Source organism: Paramagnetospirillum caucaseum (genome assembly GCF_000342045.1).
GTDB classification, from domain to species: Bacteria; Pseudomonadota; Alphaproteobacteria; order Rhodospirillales; family Magnetospirillaceae; genus Phaeospirillum; species Phaeospirillum caucaseum.
In genome coordinates, this window is sequence record NZ_AONQ01000004.1 from 1 (window position 1) to 18,500 (window position 18,500).

Here is an 18,500-nt window from a genome sequence, read left to right on the forward strand (position 1 = left end):
GGGGGCGTTGAAGAATGCGGCCTGGGCAGAATGCTGCCGGATCGAACCGGGGCAGGGCATAACCTGAATGATGCCGTTTTTGGATGATATCTGTTTAGTTTCATAGATTTACCTGGGAAAAGCCAGAAACCCCTCTGGTCCCTTCCTAATGGACAAGAACGGAATTAGTTAATGAGTTCGTATCTGTTTAAAAGAACTGTTCCAATTGAGAATGGTAGCTGAGGAGCGAAGCTGCGTATGACATTGAATTGCATCCTGCATTTAACTTGATTGAGATCAATGTAGATAATTCTAATTGTACACTTGATTGAATACGCATTGGTATAAACTACATCCCAATTTGGAGGAGCGAGGGGCGACATTGGATTATACCAATACAGCGTTACAGTAGTTCAATCCAACATCGCCAGCATCCGCTTGACTTGAACGGCTTGCCATTTTGCGCCGTTCGATGTTGGGATGCCTCGTTCATTCAGGGCCCTGGCAATGCCACTGAGACTGGAAACACCACTGGCCCGAATTGCAGCAACCTCAGGCATTAAATCCAGTCGCTTGGCCTTCTCCCGCTTCGCCTGGGCCGCCTTGGCCCGATCATCCTCGGACGGCACGTAGCCTCGGAAACCTCCGAGAACAGCACCACGGGCTTTGGCAGCGGCTAGGGCCGCCTTTGTCCGGGCGCTGATCCTTTCCGCCTCGTCCTCCGCTACCAGGGCCATGATGCCCACCGTAAGCCGGTTGGCGTCGGACATATCGCAGGCGACGAACTCCACACCTGCGTCCCGAAGGTTCAGCAGGAACGCGGCGTTACGGGCCAGCCTGTCCAGCTTGGCGATAACCAGGACTGCCTTGTGGAGGCGGCAGGCGGCCAGGGCAGCGGCAAGCTGCTGCCGGTCGGATTTCTTGCCGCTCTCGACTTCCGTGAACTCAGCCACTGGAGGCCAGCCCTTGGCAGCCAGGAAGGACCGAACAGCCTCCCGCTGGGCTTCCAGGCCCAAGCCAGACCTGCCCTGTTTGTCGGTGGATACCCGATAGTAGGCGACGTATCGCATAGCCTTACACACCTCTCAATGTTCGTTGAGTGATGTGTAATGCTCGCAGGCGGGTGCTGTCAACCTACCGCGCTGGTGCTGGGGACAGCTGGAGCAAGCCCCTCTTCTCGATCCCACTCATCCCGCGACATCGGCGGGCACCAGCCTTCGCACTGTTTGACATAGGCGGAATACCGCTCGTCTGCCGTTTCCCGCCTCTGCTTCTGCAAACGCTCCTGTTGCTCCAACCGCTCCAGAAACTCAGCCGTTTCCCGCTTCTGCCTTTTATCGCGGTTGTGGGCAAGCCAAAGCCCAACGCCAATGGCAGCAACCACTATGGCATTCAGGCGGGAGCTAAGAATAGCATCAGCGATTTGACGCAGTTGGCTCGCCACGAAGAGAATTCCGAAGCCGATGGCGAGATAGCGCAAACCCTTGCTCACTGGCGACCGTCACAAGGGAATTTCTCCTGCATCGCCTTGGAGAAGGTAATTGACCATAGATCGTGGAGAAATTCCGGATGCCGTTTGACGTACTGAACGAATATACGCACCTGCATCTCAGTAGTTGACCCGCCAACAACACAACCAAACTGCGCGGGGAATGAACTTGCCGCAAGGTTTTTATCGACACCAGAGGCGACAATGGAGCCTATGGCGGCAGCAAACCCTTCACTTAGGCCTGTAATTCTTGCTACGCATCCTTGTGCATCGACCCTGGCGCTCCAGACAGCAGGCGGCCACTGTTCGGATGCACTGTATGCATCGTCAAAGAACTTTTCGGCCTGGATACACTGGTCAAACACGCGCTTGGTGGAATAGAGCGGATAATCGGCTGCGACGGCAGAGGATGCGGCTAGCGCCAGCAGGGTGGCGGCAGGCAAGGCCAAACAACGCATGAGCATGAGAACTCCCCCCAGGACGGTGGACACGACAGGCGGAAAGCCGCTCGCCAAACTAGCAACAAATATCGTTTTACTACGCGCCAGATTGCGCAGTCAACGCGCTGGCTCTTGCCGAATGCGCAGCACTTTACTATTCAGTTGCGTAGAAAAGTGGCCCTGCAAATCTCCGCCCCATAAGGCAGGAGACGCCAAATGTCACATCCACCCGCCGCAATCGGCCAGAGACTTCGTAAGGTTCGGGATGACCTGGGACTTACGCAAGTCGAGATGGCAAGCCGGGTGAGAGTTGCGTCTCGCACTTGGCAAAGTTGGGAACGTGCAGAATACTACCCCACTGCCGAAGCACTTGGCTTCCTTGCCGAGCAAGGAGTTGATATCAATTGGATGCTCACTGGCAACATGACAGCGCCCACCCAGACCTCCACGCAAAATGCTGCATCATCAAGCATCGTGGTATCTGCCAAGGACCGTGCCCATGTTGATCCAGGTGAACTTGTCATAGACATTCTCACGCCACTACTGCGTCAAGCAGTGGAGGACGCGAAGAAGGTTGAAGACATTGATTGGTTGGGTACGGCGACGAAATTCGCCTTGCAATATTCCCTGAAGTACGCCGAGCGGCAGCGCCGATAGCCCTTGCCCCGATCAACCGCCTCGGAGCGCCACAGGCAGCCCCTTCCCCTGCGGGAGGCAACGGAATAGCTTTGCCCGTCTTACGGCCCGGAAATCGCCCTTGGCTTGGACGGCCTTAACGGCTATCAGTGGAACATGGAAGGGGAACACGACGCTCCCCTCCCGCCTAGGGTTTCCAAGGTTTCTGCGACTTTGCTAATGTGGTGGACGCTCCTGCCGGGCCCGCCAAATTCCTCCCGATGATGAATTCCGGCGCCGTCTTTAGCGCGGCGCCGAGAAATCGACCGGTACCGCCGGCCCGCCTGGTTCGGCGGGCATGGCGGGCCATACCGGGTCGTGGGCGGCCATGGGCGGGCTGGGCAATTCCCAATAGGCCCGCGTCTCTTCGAAACGGGCGACTGGCCCCAGGAAGCCCAGGCGGCCTTCCGGGGCGTCGCGGGTCAGCTCCAGGGCGCGGATGGTCTCGGGCGGCACGGTGATGCCGTCCGGCCTGGGGCTGATCCGGCCCAGGGACTGAATCCACATGGCGGTGCGCGACAGCGAGACCCGCACATGGTAGCTGCCGCCCTCGGCCGCCCGGCGCAGCAGCGCCACCGCCATGCCGTAGGCCGCCAGATAGCCGGTGACGTAGTCGTTGGGAATCACCGGGCTGACCCGGGGTCCGGCCAGCGATCCGTCGGCCACCGCCATGCCCGAGGCCGCCTGGGCCAGTTGCTCCCAGCCCCGCCGGTCCCGCCACGGGCCGCCGTCGCCATAGCAGCTGAGCGACATGCAGATGATGCCGGGCCGCAGGCGCGCCGCCTCCTCTACCGGGAAGCCCAGCCCGGCCACCGCGCCGGGGCGGTAGTTCTGGGCGAAGATGTCGGCCTCGGCCAGCAGGGCGCGCATGCGCGCGGCTTCGGGCTGGCGCTTCAGGTCCATTACGGTGGACAGCTTGCCGTGGCCGGTGTCCAGGATGAAGGCCGGGATGATCGGCCGGTCGGGCGGGCGGATGCGCAGCACGGTGGCGCCCTGCTCCGCCAGGGTGCGGGTGGCGGTCGGTCCGGCCAGCACGTCGGTGAGATCGACCACCCGGATGCCCGACAGCGGCCGGGCGGCGGGCCGGAACGGTTCGGGCGGGCTGTCGCCGACGCGCTCGACGGTCACCAGCGGCTGGGCGGCCAGCCAGGCTCCCTGGGGATGGGCCCGCCATTCCTCGGCGCTGCGGCCCACAGCGCCGCACAGGCCGCGTCCGGCGACGGCGTCCTCCAACTCGAAGGCGTCCCACTCGGCGATCCTGGCGCGGATGCGCTCCAGGGAATTGGGACAGTCCAGCAGGTCCAGCAGGCCGTTGCGCAGGTGCGGATAGCCGGCATGGAGGTGGATGGAGCGGCCATGGCGGCAGGGATGGAAATTGGTCAGCGGGTAGGCGAGGTCGGTATAGGGCACGGGATAGCCGCGCCGGGTCAGCAGCAGCACCGATTCCAGGGACAGCGCCGCCGCCCCGGCATCGACCTCGACGCCTTGGCGCCGGCCGCTGCGCCGGCGCCATATCTCGGCGATGGCGGCGCCGTGGGCGGCCAGGACGGCGGCGGCGGCATCCCCCACCCGGTGGGTGGTGGGAAAATAGGGGTCGCCGCCGGTCATGCGCACCGGGCCGCCCGGACGTTCCGCCAACCCGCCCAGCGCCAGCAGTTCGTCCAGGGCCTTGGCCGAGGGAGGGGCTGCCTGCACCGACATGACGTTGTTCTCCGCACGCTAGGCAACTAAGAATAACTCATACGCCGTTCGTACGTATCAGTTATATACACTCCTTACCCTATCGCTACTTTAGCAGAAATAGAAGGGCCTGATGCGGCCAGACATCCATCCGGCCGCATCCAATGGCTGTTTGCGGCGAGGGATGTTCTCAGGTTTTGACCGCAAGGTTCAGCAGGCGGCCCAGATTCCTGGGGTCGAAATCCTTGGGATAAAGGCCGCTGGCGCCGGCATTCATGGCGTTCTGGATGGCGTCGGCATCGTCGGAGGCGGTGAGCAGCAGCAGGGGAATGCGTGAGATATAGGCCTTTCCGCTGCAGCGCAGGGCCCCGGCCACGGCGGCGCCGTCCATGGGCTCCATCTCCAGGTCGCAGAACACCAGGTCGGGAACCGGGTCGCCGAAGGCCAGTTCCAGTCCTTTGAAACCGTCCGCCGCCTGCAGCACCCTGGCGGCGCCCAGGCCGGTCAGCAGCTCGGCCAGCCTTGTCCGGCTTTGCGGATCGGGGCCGATGATCAGGGCGGCCAGATCGGGCGAGGCCAGCCGTTCCGCCGCCGCCGGTTCCTTGGGGGCGGCCACCCAGTCGCGCATGCTGGTGTCATACTTCTTGACGTGGCCGATCAGCCAGGCCTTGAGCAATTCGTTGACCTCGGTCACCGAGGCTTGGTTCAGCGGCTTGGTCTTGGCGATGAAATAGGTCCTGGCGATCTCGCGGACCTGATCCAGCAGGGATTTGTGCTCGTGGTGGTGTCCCTGCTGGTGGGGGTAGAGGCATTGGCGCTGGATGCGCTCCTCGCGCGCGAAATGGTCCCTTCCGTAGGCCAGCAGGGATTTCAGGGTCTCGTGCAGGACCTGGGAGTTGTTCTCCGTCTTCGAATGCTCGAGGAATTCGTTGATGATCTCGATCAGGCGCTGGTGATCGGCATCAATCACCGGGTGGCCGATGCGCAGGTCGTCGGTCAATTCAAGCATCGGCTCTTCCCCCGGAACGCCATAATTCCATGGTCATATATAACACGCTCCGGGGTGGGAGCTAATAGGCATAGCCGATCTTCAGCATGGTGAGCCAGTTGTCGGCGCTGGACGCATTGCCCACCCGCTCGTTGCCGGTCCACTGATAGCGGCTTTCCAGGCCGACCATCAGCTGGCCCGCCGTGTAATAGGCGCTGGCCCCCAACTGGGCGGTCCACATGTCGGGGCTGGGTCCGCTATCGCTGTGGGTGAAGATCCAGCCGACGCCCGGACCACCGCCGACCCACAGATTCTCGACGATGGGGATCATGTAGTGGGGATTGAGCTCCAGGGTCTGAAGCTCCAGGCCGCCGTGGTCGAAGCGGTTGTAGCTGAACTGGTCGCGGATCTTGCCGTAGGGCAGCTGGAACAGCGGATCGTCGATGGCGACCTCGAAGCCGCTGGCCAGGCCAGAGCCGGCCGAGGAATCGGGAACCATGGCCCCCATCTTGAGGGCGACGGTGGTGTTGGCGGACCAGCCGGGCTGCGATGCGGCCGGGAAGGCCCATTCTCCGCCCCACGCGGGCAGGGCGAAGGCCGTCAGGGCGAGGGTGGCGGCGACGAGAAGGCGTTTGCGCATGGCGGACCTCCCTGCTGCGGGTGGAACGCGCTCCTATCCATGGAGTCTGGGCCTTGCCGGGGTCCGCTTCAATGACCGGCCTCACACAACCGCATTGCAGGAATAGCGGGAACCGCCGTTGCGCCGCCCGGCCGGTTCGGCCAATATCCGCCTCATGTCCGATCCCTTCGCCCTCGACGACGAGGCGCCGCCCGCGCCGCCTTCGCCCCGTGCCGCCGGCCCCCGTGCTTCCGAGCCCAGGCCGGTGCCGCCCGACGCCCCCTGGCTGAAGGGCCTCAACCCCGAGCAGTTCCAGGCGGTGACCGCCACCGACGGGCCGGTGCTGGTGCTGTCGGGGGCGGGAACCGGCAAGACCAAGGTGCTGACGTCGCGCCTCGCCCATATCCTGGCCTCCAATCTGGCCCAGCCCTGGCAGTGCCTGGCGGTGACCTTCACCAACCGCGCGGCGCGCGAGATGAAGGAGCGGGTGGGCCAACTGGTCGGCCCGGTGTCGGACGGCATCTGGCTGGGCACCTTCCACTCGCTCTGCCTGCGCATCCTGCGTTCCCACGCCGAGGCGGTGGGGTTGGGCGGCGACTTCACCGTGCTGGATTCCGACGACCAGACGCGGGTCCTGAAGCAGGTGATGGCCGAGGCCCACATCGATCCCAAGGCCACGCCGCCCCAGGGGCTGATGGCCGTCATCCAGCGCTGGAAGGACCGCGCCGTCACTCCCGACAAGGCCGCGTCCGAGGGCGGGGCCGACGGGCAGGCCAAGGCGCTGTACCGCGCCTACCAGGAGCGGCTGCGGGCGCTCAACGCCTGCGATTTCGGCGACCTGCTGCTGCATGTGCTGACCGTGTTCCTGTCCGATCCGCAGGCGCTGGCCCGCTGGCAGGGCCGCTTCCGCTACCTGCTGGTGGACGAGTACCAGGACACCAACGTCGCCCAGTATCTGTGGCTGCGCCTGCTGGCCCAGACCCACCGCAACATCTGCTGCGTCGGCGACGACGACCAGTCCATCTATTCCTGGCGCGGCGCCGAGGTCGGCAACATCCTGCGCTTCGAGAAGGACTTTCCCGGCGCCAGGGTGGTGCGGCTGGAAAGCAACTACCGCTCGACGCCCCACATCCTGGCGGCGGCCTCGGCGCTGATCGCCAACAACGAGGGACGGCTGGGCAAGACGCTGCGTCCGGGCCTTGTCCACGATGCCGAGGCCGTCGAGAAGATCCGCACTATGGCGGTGTGGGACGGCGAGGCCGAGGCGAGGCTGGTGGTCGAGGAGATCGAGACCCTGCAGCGACGGGGCGAAAGGCTGGCTTCCATGGCCATCCTGGTCCGCGCCGGCTTCCAGACCCGCGAGTTCGAGGAACGCCTGATCACCACCGGTATTCCCTACCGCGTCGTCGGCGGCCCGCGCTTCTACGAACGGCTGGAGATCCGCGACGCCATGGCCTATCTGCGCCTTGTGGTGTCGGCCGCCGACGGGCTGGCCTTCGAGCGCGTCGTCAACACGCCCAAGCGCGGCCTGGGCGAGGCGGCCGTCCAGACCATCCACATGGCGGCCCGCGCCGAGCGGGTGCCGCTGCTGGAGGCGGCCCGGCGGCTGGCCGGCACCGACGAACTGAAGCCCAAGCCGCGCCAGGCACTGGCCAAGTTCGTCGAGGATGTGGACCGCTGGCGCTCGTTGCTGGATTCCATGCCCCACGCCGAACTGGCCGCCACCATCTTGGATGAATCCGGCTATGTGGACATGTGGAAGGCCGACAAGTCGGCCGACGCGCCGGGGCGGGTGGAGAACCTGAAGGAATTGGTGGCGGCGCTGGAGGAATACGAGTCGCTGGCCAGCTTCCTCGAGCATGTCGCCCTGGTCATGGAGAACGATTCCTGCGCCGAGCAGGACAGCGTGGTGATCATGACCCTGCACGGCGCCAAGGGGCTGGAATTCGACTCGGTGTTCCTGCCCGGCTGGGAGGAGGAGGTCTTCCCCCATGTCCGGGCGCTCTCGGAATCCGGCACCAGCGGGCTGGAGGAGGAGCGGCGCCTGGCCTATGTCGGCCTGACGCGGGCCAGGAAGCGGGTGCTGGTCACCTTCGCCGCCAACCGCCGCATTTACAACCAGTGGAAGTCGCAGCTTCCCTCGCGCTTCGTCGAGGAACTGCCCGAGCCCCACGTGGAGCGTTCGGGCGAGCGCGGCCTTTACGGCGGCGGGCTGGGGGAATCCAAGGCGGCCTGGAACGATCCCGCCTGGAGCCGCGCCCGTTTCGGCCAGAACCGGCCGGCCGCTCCCACCAGTTGGAGCCAGCCCAAAGCGCGCGAGAGCGAAGGCGGCTTCACGGCGGGCGCCCGCGTCTTCCACGATAAGTTCGGCAACGGCACCGTGCTCGCCATCGACGGCAACAAGCTGGAAATCGCCTTCGACAAGGCGGGAACCAAGAAGGTGCTCGACAGTTTCGTTTCGGCGATTTGATAAGTATGAATGTGTCATGCCCGGACTTGACCCGGGCATCCATGGACCCCCGGATCAAGTCCGGGGGTGACGATGATGAAACCGAGGGATGTGGCAAACATCCACATGGAGATCAACCATGCCCCCCGTCTTCCCCGATATCTGGCGCCTGCGCCTCACCGTCTCCATGGAGACCCTTCCGGTGTTCGAGGAGGTGTTCGAGCGCCACGCCGAGGCGGTGACCATGTTCATGGAGGACCGCTCCGGCATTTCGGACGGTGAGTGCGACTGGTTCCTGGAAGGCTTCTCCCGCACGCCGCCCGAGCGGGCCGCCATCGTCGCCGCCCTGGCCGCCATGGCCGCCGCCAACGGCATCGATTCGCCGCCGCTGGAGATCGAGATGCTGCCCAACGTGGATTGGGTGCTGGAGAACCTGCGCGACTTCCCACCCATCGCCGCCGGGCGCTTCTTCGTTCACGGCTCCCATTGGGAGGGCAGGCCGCCGGTGGGCGCCATCGGCATCGAGATCGACGCCGGCACCGCCTTCGGCTCGGGCGAGCACGCCACCACGCGGGGCTGCCTGCTGGCGCTGGATTCCCTGGCCAAGAAGCACCGGCGCCGGCACGTGCTCGATCTGGGCTCGGGCTCGGGCATTCTCGGCATCGCGGCGGCCAAATGCTGGTCCGCTATGGTGGTGTGCACCGATATCGACCCCTCGGCGGTCAAGGTTCTGGCCGGCAACGCCGCCAATAACGGCGTCGCCCGCTATGTCACCGCCGTGGTCAGCGACGGCTACCGCAATCCGGTGGTGGGCCGCGGCAAGCCCTACGACCTGATCTTCTCCAACATCCTGGCGCGGCCGCTGTGCCGTTTCGCCCCCGACCTCGCCACCCATCTGGCTCCTGACGGGCTGGCGGTGCTGTCCGGCCTGCTGGAGCGGCAGGAACGCATGGTCATGGCCAATCACGAACGCCAGGGGCTGACGCTGAAGCGGCGGATCGTCATCGATGGCTGGGCGACCCTGATCATCGGGCGCTAGGATCGGGTCCATACCTTAGACCGTCAGACATAGTATGTATGACCTGAGAATCGGTCATACGACGACATACTTGTCCTGAATCGTTTCCCGTTTTGGGGAGGGGTTCATGGGTACGATTCATCTGTCGCTGAAGATGAGGATTTTCGCCGCCGTCGGGCTGGTGGGGCTGGCGGCGGTGGCCATGGCCCTGCTGGGCATCCGCTCCATGGCCACCTATCACCAGCATGTGGTGGAGATGCAGAGCGCTTCGCAGCGGGCGGTGATCGGCGAGAAGGTCAACGGCCTGATCAATGCGGTGGTGATGGATTCGCGCGGAATCTACATGAGCCGCGACGCCAAGGAGGCGGAGAAATTCGCCCCCGCCATCCTGAAGAACGTGGCGGAGATCAACCGGCTGATGGGCGAGTGGGCCACCCTGGTCCCCGAGGCCGAGCGCGCCGCCTTCAAGCCGGCCGCCGAGCACGCCGCCCAGTTCGCCGCCTTCCGCAGCGAACTGGTGCGCCTGGGGCGCGAGGTCGGCACTGTCGAGGCCCGCCTGTTCGGCGACAACGACGCCAACCGCGCCAACCGCCAGGCGCTGAACAAGCAGATCGAGACCCTGGCCGCCGCCAACGCCGCCAAGGTCACCCAGGTGGTCAAGGGCCTGGACGAGTTCTACGAAAGCCGGCTGCAGGCCATGATCTGGCTGGCGGTGCTGGGGCTGGCCGCCGGCATCGGCTGGGCGGCATGGACCGCCTTCAAGCGGGTGTCGCAGCCCATCAACCGCATCACCGCGACCATGCAGGACCTGGCCGGCGGCAATCTGTCGGTGGGCATCCCCTCGGTGGAGGCCCATGACGAGATCGGCGACATGGCGCGCGCCGTCCAGGTGTTCCGCGACGCCATGCGCGAGGCGGAAGCCCTGCGCGCCGCCCAGGAAGGCGAACGCGAGACCGCCTATGCCGAACGGGTCTCGGCGCTGCAGAACATGGCCGAGACGGTGGAACTGGAAACCCGCGCCGCCGTCGAGCAGGTGGCCAGTCAGACCGCGCTGATGGCCGACAATGCCGGCCAGATGGCCCATTCGGCCGGAGCGGTGGGCGGCAGCAGCCAAAGCGTCGCCTCCGCCGCTACCCAGGCGCTGACCAATGCCCAGACGGTGTCGGCCGCCGCCGAGCAGCTGTCAGCCTCGATCCGCGGCATCGGCGAGCAGATCGCCATCGCCGGCCGGGTGACCGGCGGCGCGGTGAATGCCGCCGGCAGGGCCCAGGACACCATCACCCGCCTGTCGGCGGCGGTGAACCGCATCGGCGAGGTCGCCAACCTGATCCAGAGCATCGCCAGCCAGACCAACCTGCTGGCCTTGAACGCCACCATCGAGGCGGCGCGGGCGGGCGAGGCCGGAAAAGGCTTCGCCGTGGTCGCCAACGAGGTCAAGAACCTCGCCAACCAGACCGCCAAGGCCACCGAGGAAATCTCGTCCCAGATCGGCGAGGTCCAGGCCAGCACCGCCGATGCCGTCGCCTCGGTGACCGAGATCACCGGGGCCATCAAGGAGGTGGAGGGCGTTTCGGTCAGTGTGGCCGGCGCCATCCGCCAGCAGGATTCCGCCACCCAGGAGATCGCCCGCAATATCGCCCAGACCACCCAGGCCGCCCAGGAGGTGGCCGAACGCATCGCCGAGGTCTCGGCGGAAGCGGGCATCACCGGCGAGCGCGCCGCCCGGGTCAACGACATCTCGCTGGACGTGGCCCGCTCCATCGAAAGCCTGAAATCCGTGCTGATCCGGGTGGTGCGCACCGCCACCAAGGAGGTGGACCGCCGCAACGTGCCGCGCTACGCCCTGGGGGTGAAGGGCTCGGTCGATCTGGACGGCCAGGAGGTCCCGGTGGTGTTCGACGAGGTTTCCGAGCAGGGATTGACCATCCAGGGCGACGTCTGCCCGGTGGGCAAGGGCATGCGGGTCAATGTGCGCATCGAGGGCTGCTCGATGGCGCTCGCCATGGTCGGCCGCGAATGCGAGAACGGCCGCCTGCACGGCAATCTCGAACTGACCCCGGAGGTGGAGGACCGCTGGCAGCAGGAGTTCCAGCGCCTGATCGCCGGCCGCCGCCCCATCCGCGACGCCGCATGAGCGGGGCGGTGAAGCGTCATGCTTCGCCCTGCTCCGCCACAATTCGTTGCGTCCCGTCGAAATGTTGGACAGGGCTGCTCTTGATGAGTATCAAGGACGTGGGGAGTAGGGCGTTGACCTGATGTATTCCGGGGGGAAATGGACAACGTGAAGATCAAGGCCAGGATCAGCATCACCCGCGTGGTGTTTCTGCTGTCCCTGACGGCCACCGTGCTGGCGCTGGGCGTGGTCGTCCTCATTTCCGGCCATGTGCGCGAGAAGTCGGTGCACGACCTTGCCCGCGACGAGGCGCGGCAGACCTCGACCCTGGTGTTCGAGACCCTGTACGCCGCCATGCGCAAGGGCTGGAGCAAGGACGAGATCGGCGACGTGATCACCCGCCTGCAGGCGGCGCTGCCCGACCTGTCCATCCATGTGATCCGCGGCCGTCCGGTGATCGAGCAGTACGGCGAGTACGCCAACGACGCCGCCATCGTCCGCCACGACCCGCTGCTGCAGGAGGTGTTCGCCTCCGGCAAGGAAACCCTGCTGCCCAGCCCCACCGGCATCCGCTACCTCTATCCCCTGGTGGTCAAGGAGGAGTGTCTGGCCTGCCATACGGTGGCCAAGGTGGGCGACATCAACGGCGTCATCGACATCGTCTATCCGGTGCATGCGCTGAAGGTGTCCCTGGACTACGTGCTGAACACGGTGTTGGCTTATTTCTTCGCCATCCTGCTGCTGCTGTCGGCGGCGCTGTACTTCAAGCTGAAGATCTTCGTGGCGCGCCCCATCACCAACATGGTGGGGCTGATGCAGGAGATCATCCAGCACACCGACCTGTCCCGGCGGGTGGAGACCAACGGCATCATCGCCGAGGTGGCCGACCTCTCCGACTACTTCAACAAGCTGCTGCGCACGGTGGAGGACTACCAGCACCGGCTGGAGGACCTGTCCATCCGCGACCCGCTGACCCGGCTGTACAACCGGCGCAAGTTCGACGAGTTTCTTGACCACGAGATCGACCGCGCCCAGCGGCACGGCCATCCGTTCTGCGTCGCCCAGATCGATCTCGACGATTTCAAGAACATCAACGACACCTTCGGCCATCCCATCGGCGATCTGGCGCTGAAGGAACTGGCCAGCGTGCTGTACCGCGAGGTGCGGCGCACCGACGTGGTGGCGCGGGTGGGCGCCGACGAGTTCTCGGTGCTGCTGCCCGAAACCACCATGGAGGAGGGCATCGCCGCCGCCGAGAAGCTGCGCCAGGCGGTGGCCGATTGCCAACTGGGCCTGCCGGTGGGCGGCGTGCGCATCACCGCCTCGGTCGGGCTGGTGAGCTATCCCGACAATGCCGACGACGCCCAGAAACTGGCCATCGCCGCCGACGTGGCCATCTACAAGGCCAAGCGCTCGGGCAAGAACCAGGTGGCGGTGATCGGCGAGGGCGAGGACGCCACGGTGGCCATCTTCAGCCAGGGCGAGATGGTGCGCAGCGCCCTGGCCGAGGGGCGGCTGGTGCCGTTCTACCAGCCCATCGTCGCCGCCCAGGACGGCTCCGTCGCCGCCTACGAGGTGCTGGCCCGCGTGGTGGACGGCGATCAGGCGGTCTGTGCCGGCGACTTCATCGAATCCGCCGAGGAACTGGGGCTGGCCGGCGAGATCGACGCCGCGGTGTTCGACGGCGCCCTGGCCGCCATGGCGGCGGGCAAGCTGGGCGACGCCAAGATCTTCGTCAACCTGTCGGCCAAGAGCCTGACCGACCGCGAGCGCATGATGGCCATCCCCCGCCGTCTGGCCGAGGCCGGGGTGGCCGCCGACCGGGTGGTGCTGGAGATCACCGAGCGGGAAGCCCTGCCCCATTTCGGCGACATCGTCGCCATGATCAACGAGTTGCGCAGCACGGGGCTGGGCTTCGCGCTGGACGATTTCGGCTCGGGCTTCTCGTCGTTCCTCTATCTCAAGTACATCACCGTCGATTACGTCAAGATCGAGGGCAGCTTCATCCGCCATGTGGTCACCGACGAGCGCGACCGCATCATGGTCGAGCACATCCACTCCATGGCGCGGCGCTTCGGCATGATCACCATCGCCGAGTTCGTCGAGGACGAGGCCACCATGGTGCTGTTGCGCAAGATGGGGATAAATCTCTGCCAGGGCTTCCACATCGCGGTGCCCAAGCCCATCGACAGGCTGTGATGACGGCGGCCACGCCCGACGACCTGTTCGCCCTGTTCGACCGCCTGGACATCCGGGCGGTCACCCACCGGCATGACCCGGCCTTCACGGTGGAGGAAGGGCACCGGGTCTGGGGTTCGATCCCCGGCGTCCACTGCAAGAACCTGTTCCTCAAGGACGGCAAGGGGTGGCTGTGGCTGGTGGTGGCCCCCGCCGACCGGCGCATCGATCTCAAGACCCTGCCGGGGCGGATCGGTTCGGCGCGACTGTCCTTCGGTTCGGCGGCGCTGCTGGCCGAGGTGCTGGGCATCGAGCCAGGCTCGGTGACCCCCTTCGCGGTGATCAACGATCCCGGTCACCGGGTCACGGTGGTCCTCGATGCCGGGATGATGGCCGAGGAGCGGATCAACTATCATCCGCTGCGCAACGACATGACCTCGACGCTGAGTCCGGCGGAGTTGCTCCGCTTCCTCGGCCATACCGGCCATATGCCTCTGCTGGTCGAACTATAGCCGGGGTATTGCCCCGCCTCCCCGGTTTGCGCTATTTCCTTTGCGGGAACTAGGTATTTCGACAGGGGATGTGTCCGAAAATGGCGATGACCTCCTTGCTGCGCGTCGCGACGGCTGTGGTGCTGGCACTGGGGGTGGTCCTGGCGCCCGCCGCCGGCCGGGCCGCCGATGTGGAACTGGGGCGCAAGACCGTGCAGGCCGCGGTGGACGAGGGGATCTCCACCTTCGTCGGCCAGAAGCGCCCGCTGTCCGAGCGCAGCCGTCTGCTGGACGACCTGCTGCGCCGCTACGTCGATCCGCCCATGCTGTCGGCCAGTATTCTCGGGCGCTATTGGGGCAAGATCAGCGCCGCCGAGCAGGTCGCCTTTTCCGAGCTGTTCGTCCGCTATCTGGTGACGTCCTACGTGGGCATCCTGGGCCGCGCCGAACCGGGCACCACCCTCAAGATCAATGACGGGCTGGACCTGGGCGGCAAGGTCAAGGTGCTGTCCACCGCCTCGCTGCCCTCCCAGCCGGGCGAGCCCATCCCGGTGGAGTGGGAGGTGGCGACCACCGCCGAGGGCAAGCCGGTGATCATGGACCTGACCGCCCAGGGCGTCAGCCTGATCCGCGCCATGAAGGACGATTTCGCCTCGGTGCTGCGCTCGTCGGGCGGCAAGATCGAGCCGCTGATGGAGGCCCTGCGGCGCAAGATCGAATCCAACGAAAAGGTCAACGCCGCCCAGGCGGGGTGAGGGGGCGCCGCTTCAAGATCCCAGATAGACCAGCCTCTCGCCTTCCTTGAAGTCGCCCGAGGCGGCCAGGTCCTTGAAGAAGTCGGCCACGGCGCGGGCCGGGCCGGTCAGAGCGTTGATGGGGCCGGGCTTCAGCCCCAGGCCGTGAGCCTTGAGCAGGCGCGGCTCGACCTCCTTGGTGGCGAAGAACAGCGCCACGTCGTCGCCCTTGGGCGCCGCCATCAGGGTCAGGCGGGCGGCGTCGGCGTACTGGACCAGGAACAGGCCGGGGGCCAGGCGGGCGGCGCGGGCCTTGCCGGTGGGACCGTCCTTGGTGGCCACGTCGTATTGCTTTTCCGCCGCGTTCCAGGTCACCCGTACCTCTACCCCGTCGGGGCGGCGGTAGCGGCCGTCCTTGACGCCGTCCACCCGGATGGAGGCCGCGGCCGGAACGGTGTCGCCTTCCACCTGATAGCAGGCGGGCAGGAGCAGCAGGAGCAGCAAGGCGGCGAGACGGCGCATGGATAATCCTTCCGGCGGAATTCGTCAGGACCCTATCACCGCCGGGTGGCGTGTGAAATTGACCTCGGCCAAGTACTTGTTCCGCTCTGGACGAATCGCTAAAGTCCCGCCCTTGTATCCCCGGAGGAAGTCATGTCCGAGCGTATCCTGATCGTCGATTTCGGCTCGCAGGTGACCCAGCTGATCGCGCGCCGCGTGCGCGAGGCCGGCGTCTATTGCGAAATCCACCCCTTCAACCGGGTGAGCGTCGACAGCATCCGTGCGTTCGGCCCCAAGGGGGTGATCCTGTCGGGTGGCCCGGCCTCGGTGGCCGATTTCGGCTCTCCCCGTGCGCCGGACGGCCTGTTCGAGATGGGTCTGCCCATCCTGGGGATCTGCTACGGCCAGCAGACCATGTGCGAGCAGTTGGGCGGCAAGGTGGAGCCCGGCGACCACCGCGAGTTCGGCCGCGCCATGCTGAAGGTCTCCGGCGAGCCCTGCGCCCTGTTCGACGGCATCGCCGTCAAGGGCGACGAGGTTCAGGTGTGGATGAGCCACGGCGACCGGGTGACGGCCATTCCCGCCGGCTTCAAGGTGGTGGCTACCTCCGAGGGCGCGCCCTTCGCCGCCATCGCCAACGCCGACAAGCGCTTCTATGGCGTGCAGTTCCATCCCGAGGTGGTGCATACTCCCATCGGCAAGCAATTGCTGTCCAATTTCGTCCACAAGATCGTCGGCTGCGCCGGTGACTGGACCATGAAGGCCTTCCGTGCCCAGGAAATCGCCAAGGTGCGCGAGCAGGTCGGCAAGGGCAGGGTGATCTGCGGCCTGTCGGGCGGCGTTGATTCCTCGGTGGTGGCGGCCCTGCTGCACGAAGCCATCGGCGACCAGCTGACCTGCGTCTTCGTCGATACCGGCTTCATGCGCTCGGGCGAATCCGAGCAGGTGGTCAGCGTCTTCCGCGACCGCTTCAACATCAAGCTGGTGCACAAGGACGCCTCGGCGCTGTTCCTGGACAAGCTGGCCGGCCTCACCGACCCCGAGAGGAAGCGCAAGATCATCGGCGCCACCTTCATCGACGTGTTCGAGGAGGAGGCCCGCGCCGTGGGCGGCGCCGATTTCCTGGCCCAGGGCACGCTCTACCCCGACGTGATCGAGAGCGTCAGCTTCACCGGCGGCCCCAGCGTGACCATCAAGAGCCACCACAACGTGGGCGGCCTGCCCGAGCGCATGAACATGAAGCTGGTCGAGCCGTTGCGCGAGCTGTTCAAGGATGAGGTCCGGGCCCTGGGCCGCGAGCTGGGCCTGCCCGCCGACATGGTCGGCCGCCATCCCTTCCCCGGCCCCGGCCTGGCCATCCGCATCCCCGGCCAGCCGCTGACGCGGGAGAATCTGGACATCCTCAGGAAGGCCGATGCCATCTATCTCGAGGAAATCCGCAAGGCCGGCCTCTACGACGAGATCTGGCAGGCCTTCGCCGTGCTGCTTCCGGTCCGTACCGTCGGCGTCATGGGTGATTCGCGCTCCTACGACTACGCCTGCGCGCTCCGTGCCGTGACCTCCACCGACGGCATGACGGCCGACTTCTATCCCTTCGACATGGCTTTCATCGGAAGGGTGGCGAATCGGATCATCAACGAGGTCAAAGGCATCAACCGGGTGACTTACGACGTCACCAGCAAGCCGCCGGGGACGATTGAGTGGGAATGAGGCCGCCGGTCACTGGATGACCGCCCGGCTGCGTTCCACTTCGGCGACCAGCCGGTCGAAGCCGTGGCCGGTGCCTTCCCGCCGCGGCGCTATGTCGGGCTCGCCCCGCAGGAACACCGCCTGCTCCGTATAGAGCATCGCCGTCCCGGCCGGCGACGGGGTGAACTCCACCGTCACCATGGAGCTGGAAACCAGTTCTCCGTCGGTGCGCATGGTGAAGGCGTAGACGATGTGCCGCGCCGCGACGATGTCGAGGTAATGGGCGCGGAACTCGTGCACGCGGCCGTCCGGTGCCCGCAACCGGCTGATTTCGCCGCCGCCGTTGCGGAAGTCCAGGGATGCCTCCTCCTGCCGCCAATCGGGGTGGCAACTCGTCCACCGCCGCTTCAGTTCCGGCTCGGAGAAGAAGCGGAAGGCATGGGCGGGGCTGCCGGGCAGCGTGCGTTCGATGATGAAGGATGTGTGGCTGTACGGGCTCATGGTGCGGACGGTCCTTGCTCCGGCTCCTCGGTCATCAGCTGTTCAAGGCGGTCGAAGGCCTGTTCCAGCAGGCGCTTATGGCCGGCCAGCCAGTCGTCGATGGATCGCAGCGCCTGCGGCCGGACCTGGAAGGTCCGCACACGCCCGGCCTTTTGCGACGTCACCAGCCCGACGGCCTCGAGAATCTTCAGATGCTTCACGGCGGAGGGCATGCCCATGCCGCCGGCCTGGGCAAGATCCTTCACCGACGCCGGGCCCCGCGCCAGCCGGTCGACCATGCCGAGGCGGCGGGGGTCGGACAGCGCCTGGAAAAGCTGATTAAGCGTCTCGCCATTGGTTTCCATATATGGAAACTAACCCCGGGAGTGGCGGAGAGGCAAGGGAAAAGTTTCCGATCTGGGAAACTTTTGTCGCTGGCCGGCTCTTCCGGTTGTGGCGGCGGCGGAAAGGGAAGGCGGATGTGATCCAAGGTGATGTGCGCCCATCATCTTTCGTCAATATTATCGTTTGATGAATGAGGGCTCCACCCGATTGTCCTTATCCTTATTCCAGGTACAATTCCCTATATTCGTCACCAGGGATTCGGATAATGGGGATGCAGGATAACGGGCGGTGCGCCTTCGACAGGCTGATCGGTCTGGCCGGTGAAGCCGAACTGGCCGAGCATGCCCTGTCGGTCCTGCGCAATGCCGGCTCCTGCAGTGCCTTGCTGTCCTGCCCGCGCCGCCTGGGCTGCTCCTGGATGGCCATGATCCTGGCGACCCGGCTGTCCGAGGCGGCCATCGCCGCCGCCGAGCACGACCGGGTCTTGGCTCTGTCGGCTTAGGCTTCGGCCCCGGCGCATGATCGCCCCGCCAATCCCGCATGGAAGTTGTGGTTGAGAATCGCTCTCGCCCCCCCTATCATCGCCGTATGACGAATTGTGACCTGCCCACGGCCTGTCAAAGCAAGTTCGC

Annotated in this window: 18 protein-coding genes; 9 read left to right on the forward strand and 9 right to left on the reverse strand. The window is 65.6% G+C overall.

Annotated elements, in window-relative coordinates; genetic code table 11:
- Positions 1–392 precede the first annotated feature (392 nt).
- Genes H261_RS02370 through H261_RS02380 form a run of 3 tightly spaced genes read right to left on the reverse strand, consistent with a single transcriptional unit; the run spans position 393 to position 1,926 of the window.
- On the reverse strand, positions 393–1,049 hold the full coding sequence (locus tag H261_RS02370) for a recombinase family protein (RefSeq protein WP_008613937.1): 657 nt from the start codon (positions 1,047–1,049) through the stop codon (positions 393–395).
- Positions 1,050–1,108: 59 nt separating this feature from the next.
- Positions 1,109–1,459: a hypothetical protein gene (locus tag H261_RS02375; RefSeq protein ID WP_152426658.1), complete on the reverse strand. Its 351-nt coding sequence runs from the start codon at positions 1,457–1,459 to the stop codon at positions 1,109–1,111.
- Positions 1,460–1,467: 8 nt separating this feature from the next.
- Positions 1,468–1,926: a hypothetical protein gene (locus H261_RS02380; protein ID WP_152426659.1), complete on the reverse strand. Its 459-nt coding sequence runs from the start codon at positions 1,924–1,926 to the stop codon at positions 1,468–1,470.
- Between the two features lie 198 nt (positions 1,927–2,124).
- On the opposite strand from H261_RS02380, the gene H261_RS23735 reads away from it, so the two are divergent.
- A complete protein-coding gene (locus H261_RS23735; protein WP_081608838.1) occupies positions 2,125–2,565 on the forward strand; it encodes a helix-turn-helix domain-containing protein in 441 nt (146 codons plus the stop codon).
- A gap of 261 nt (positions 2,566–2,826) precedes the next feature.
- Here the strand turns inward: H261_RS23735 and H261_RS02385 are convergent, their stop codons facing one another.
- The 3 genes from H261_RS02385 to H261_RS02395 form a co-directional block, all read right to left on the reverse strand.
- A complete protein-coding gene (locus H261_RS02385; RefSeq protein WP_008613941.1) occupies positions 2,827–4,284 on the reverse strand; it encodes a CoA transferase in 1,458 nt (485 codons plus the stop codon).
- Positions 4,285–4,453: 169 nt separating this feature from the next.
- Entirely contained in the window at positions 4,454–5,272 is an 819-nt protein-coding gene (locus H261_RS02390) for a bacteriohemerythrin (RefSeq protein ID WP_008613942.1), read from the reverse strand.
- Positions 5,273–5,333: 61 nt separating this feature from the next.
- Positions 5,334–5,891: a hypothetical protein gene (locus tag H261_RS02395; protein ID WP_008613943.1), complete on the reverse strand. Its 558-nt coding sequence runs from the start codon at positions 5,889–5,891 to the stop codon at positions 5,334–5,336.
- A 154-nt stretch (positions 5,892–6,045) separates the two neighbouring features.
- Here H261_RS02395 and H261_RS02400 point away from each other — a divergent pair, with 154 nt between their 5' ends.
- The 6 genes from H261_RS02400 (at position 6,046) to H261_RS02425 (ending at position 14,874) form a co-directional block, all read left to right on the forward strand.
- Complete coding sequence (locus tag H261_RS02400; RefSeq protein ID WP_040475624.1) at positions 6,046–8,340, forward strand: ATP-dependent helicase; 2,295 nt, start codon at positions 6,046–6,048, stop codon at positions 8,338–8,340.
- Positions 8,341–8,458: 118 nt separating this feature from the next.
- A complete protein-coding gene (locus H261_RS02405; protein ID WP_008613945.1) occupies positions 8,459–9,358 on the forward strand; it encodes a 50S ribosomal protein L11 methyltransferase in 900 nt (299 codons plus the stop codon).
- 106 nt (positions 9,359–9,464) lie between these two features.
- Positions 9,465–11,471, forward strand: a complete 2,007-nt coding sequence (locus H261_RS02410) for a methyl-accepting chemotaxis protein (protein ID WP_008613946.1) — start codon at positions 9,465–9,467, stop codon at positions 11,469–11,471.
- A gap of 138 nt (positions 11,472–11,609) precedes the next feature.
- Positions 11,610–13,649: a putative bifunctional diguanylate cyclase/phosphodiesterase gene (locus tag H261_RS02415; protein WP_008613947.1), complete on the forward strand. Its 2,040-nt coding sequence runs from the start codon at positions 11,610–11,612 to the stop codon at positions 13,647–13,649.
- On the forward strand, positions 13,649–14,140 hold the full coding sequence (locus H261_RS02420) for a prolyl-tRNA synthetase associated domain-containing protein (RefSeq protein ID WP_008613948.1): 492 nt from the start codon (positions 13,649–13,651) through the stop codon (positions 14,138–14,140). Before H261_RS02415 ends, H261_RS02420 begins: the two co-directional genes overlap by 1 nt.
- A gap of 80 nt (positions 14,141–14,220) precedes the next feature.
- Positions 14,221–14,874: an MlaC/ttg2D family ABC transporter substrate-binding protein gene (locus H261_RS02425; protein WP_235062851.1), complete on the forward strand. Its 654-nt coding sequence runs from the start codon at positions 14,221–14,223 to the stop codon at positions 14,872–14,874.
- Positions 14,875–14,886: 12 nt separating this feature from the next.
- Here the strand turns inward: H261_RS02425 and H261_RS02430 are convergent, their stop codons facing one another.
- The gene (locus H261_RS02430) at positions 14,887–15,375 is read right to left on the reverse strand and encodes a hypothetical protein (protein ID WP_008613950.1); all 489 of its coding nucleotides are present in this window, start codon (positions 15,373–15,375) and stop codon (positions 14,887–14,889) included.
- A gap of 132 nt (positions 15,376–15,507) precedes the next feature.
- Between H261_RS02430 and guaA the strand changes: the two genes are divergently transcribed.
- Positions 15,508–17,064, forward strand: coding sequence for a glutamine-hydrolyzing GMP synthase (gene guaA / locus H261_RS02435; RefSeq protein ID WP_008613951.1), 1,557 nt, complete (start codon positions 15,508–15,510; stop codon positions 17,062–17,064).
- Positions 17,065–17,073: 9 nt separating this feature from the next.
- Here guaA and H261_RS02440 read toward each other — a convergent pair whose 3' ends face one another.
- Both H261_RS02440 and H261_RS02445 read right to left on the reverse strand, forming a co-directional pair.
- On the reverse strand, positions 17,074–17,544 hold the full coding sequence (locus H261_RS02440) for an SRPBCC family protein (RefSeq protein ID WP_008613952.1): 471 nt from the start codon (positions 17,542–17,544) through the stop codon (positions 17,074–17,076).
- On the reverse strand, positions 17,541–17,888 hold the full coding sequence (locus tag H261_RS02445; protein ID WP_008613954.1) for an ArsR/SmtB family transcription factor: 348 nt from the start codon (positions 17,886–17,888) through the stop codon (positions 17,541–17,543). The genes H261_RS02440 and H261_RS02445 overlap by 4 nt, the downstream gene beginning before the upstream one ends.
- A gap of 245 nt (positions 17,889–18,133) precedes the next feature.
- Here H261_RS02445 and H261_RS02450 point away from each other — a divergent pair, with 245 nt between their 5' ends.
- Positions 18,134–18,370, forward strand: coding sequence for a hypothetical protein (locus H261_RS02450; protein WP_152426660.1), 237 nt, complete (start codon positions 18,134–18,136; stop codon positions 18,368–18,370).
- The last annotated feature ends 130 nt before the right edge of the window (positions 18,371–18,500 follow it).

Coding starts and splice junctions, on each gene's coding strand:
- H261_RS02370 (WP_008613937.1), bottom strand. CDS start 1,049: ATGCGATACGTCGCCTACTATCGGGTATCCACCGACAAACAGGGCAGG.
- H261_RS02380 (WP_152426659.1), bottom strand. CDS start 1,926: ATGCGTTGTTTGGCCTTGCCTGCCGCCACCCTGCTGGCGCTAGCCGCA.
- H261_RS23735 (WP_081608838.1), top strand. CDS start 2,125: ATGTCACATCCACCCGCCGCAATCGGCCAGAGACTTCGTAAGGTTCGG.
- H261_RS02385 (WP_008613941.1), bottom strand. CDS start 4,284: ATGTCGGTGCAGGCAGCCCCTCCCTCGGCCAAGGCCCTGGACGAACTG.
- H261_RS02390 (WP_008613942.1), bottom strand. CDS start 5,272: ATGCTTGAATTGACCGACGACCTGCGCATCGGCCACCCGGTGATTGAT.
- H261_RS02395 (WP_008613943.1), bottom strand. CDS start 5,891: ATGCGCAAACGCCTTCTCGTCGCCGCCACCCTCGCCCTGACGGCCTTC.
- H261_RS02400 (WP_040475624.1), top strand. CDS start 6,046: ATGTCCGATCCCTTCGCCCTCGACGACGAGGCGCCGCCCGCGCCGCCT.
- H261_RS02405 (WP_008613945.1), top strand. CDS start 8,459: ATGCCCCCCGTCTTCCCCGATATCTGGCGCCTGCGCCTCACCGTCTCC.
- H261_RS02410 (WP_008613946.1), top strand. CDS start 9,465: ATGGGTACGATTCATCTGTCGCTGAAGATGAGGATTTTCGCCGCCGTC.
- H261_RS02415 (WP_008613947.1), top strand. CDS start 11,610: ATGGACAACGTGAAGATCAAGGCCAGGATCAGCATCACCCGCGTGGTG.
- H261_RS02420 (WP_008613948.1), top strand. CDS start 13,649: ATGACGGCGGCCACGCCCGACGACCTGTTCGCCCTGTTCGACCGCCTG.
- H261_RS02425 (WP_235062851.1), top strand. CDS start 14,221: ATGGCGATGACCTCCTTGCTGCGCGTCGCGACGGCTGTGGTGCTGGCA.
- H261_RS02430 (WP_008613950.1), bottom strand. CDS start 15,375: ATGCGCCGTCTCGCCGCCTTGCTGCTCCTGCTGCTCCTGCCCGCCTGC.
- guaA (WP_008613951.1), top strand. CDS start 15,508: ATGTCCGAGCGTATCCTGATCGTCGATTTCGGCTCGCAGGTGACCCAG.
- H261_RS02440 (WP_008613952.1), bottom strand. CDS start 17,544: ATGAGCCCGTACAGCCACACATCCTTCATCATCGAACGCACGCTGCCC.
- H261_RS02445 (WP_008613954.1), bottom strand. CDS start 17,888: ATGGAAACCAATGGCGAGACGCTTAATCAGCTTTTCCAGGCGCTGTCC.
- H261_RS02450 (WP_152426660.1), top strand. CDS start 18,134: ATGGGGATGCAGGATAACGGGCGGTGCGCCTTCGACAGGCTGATCGGT.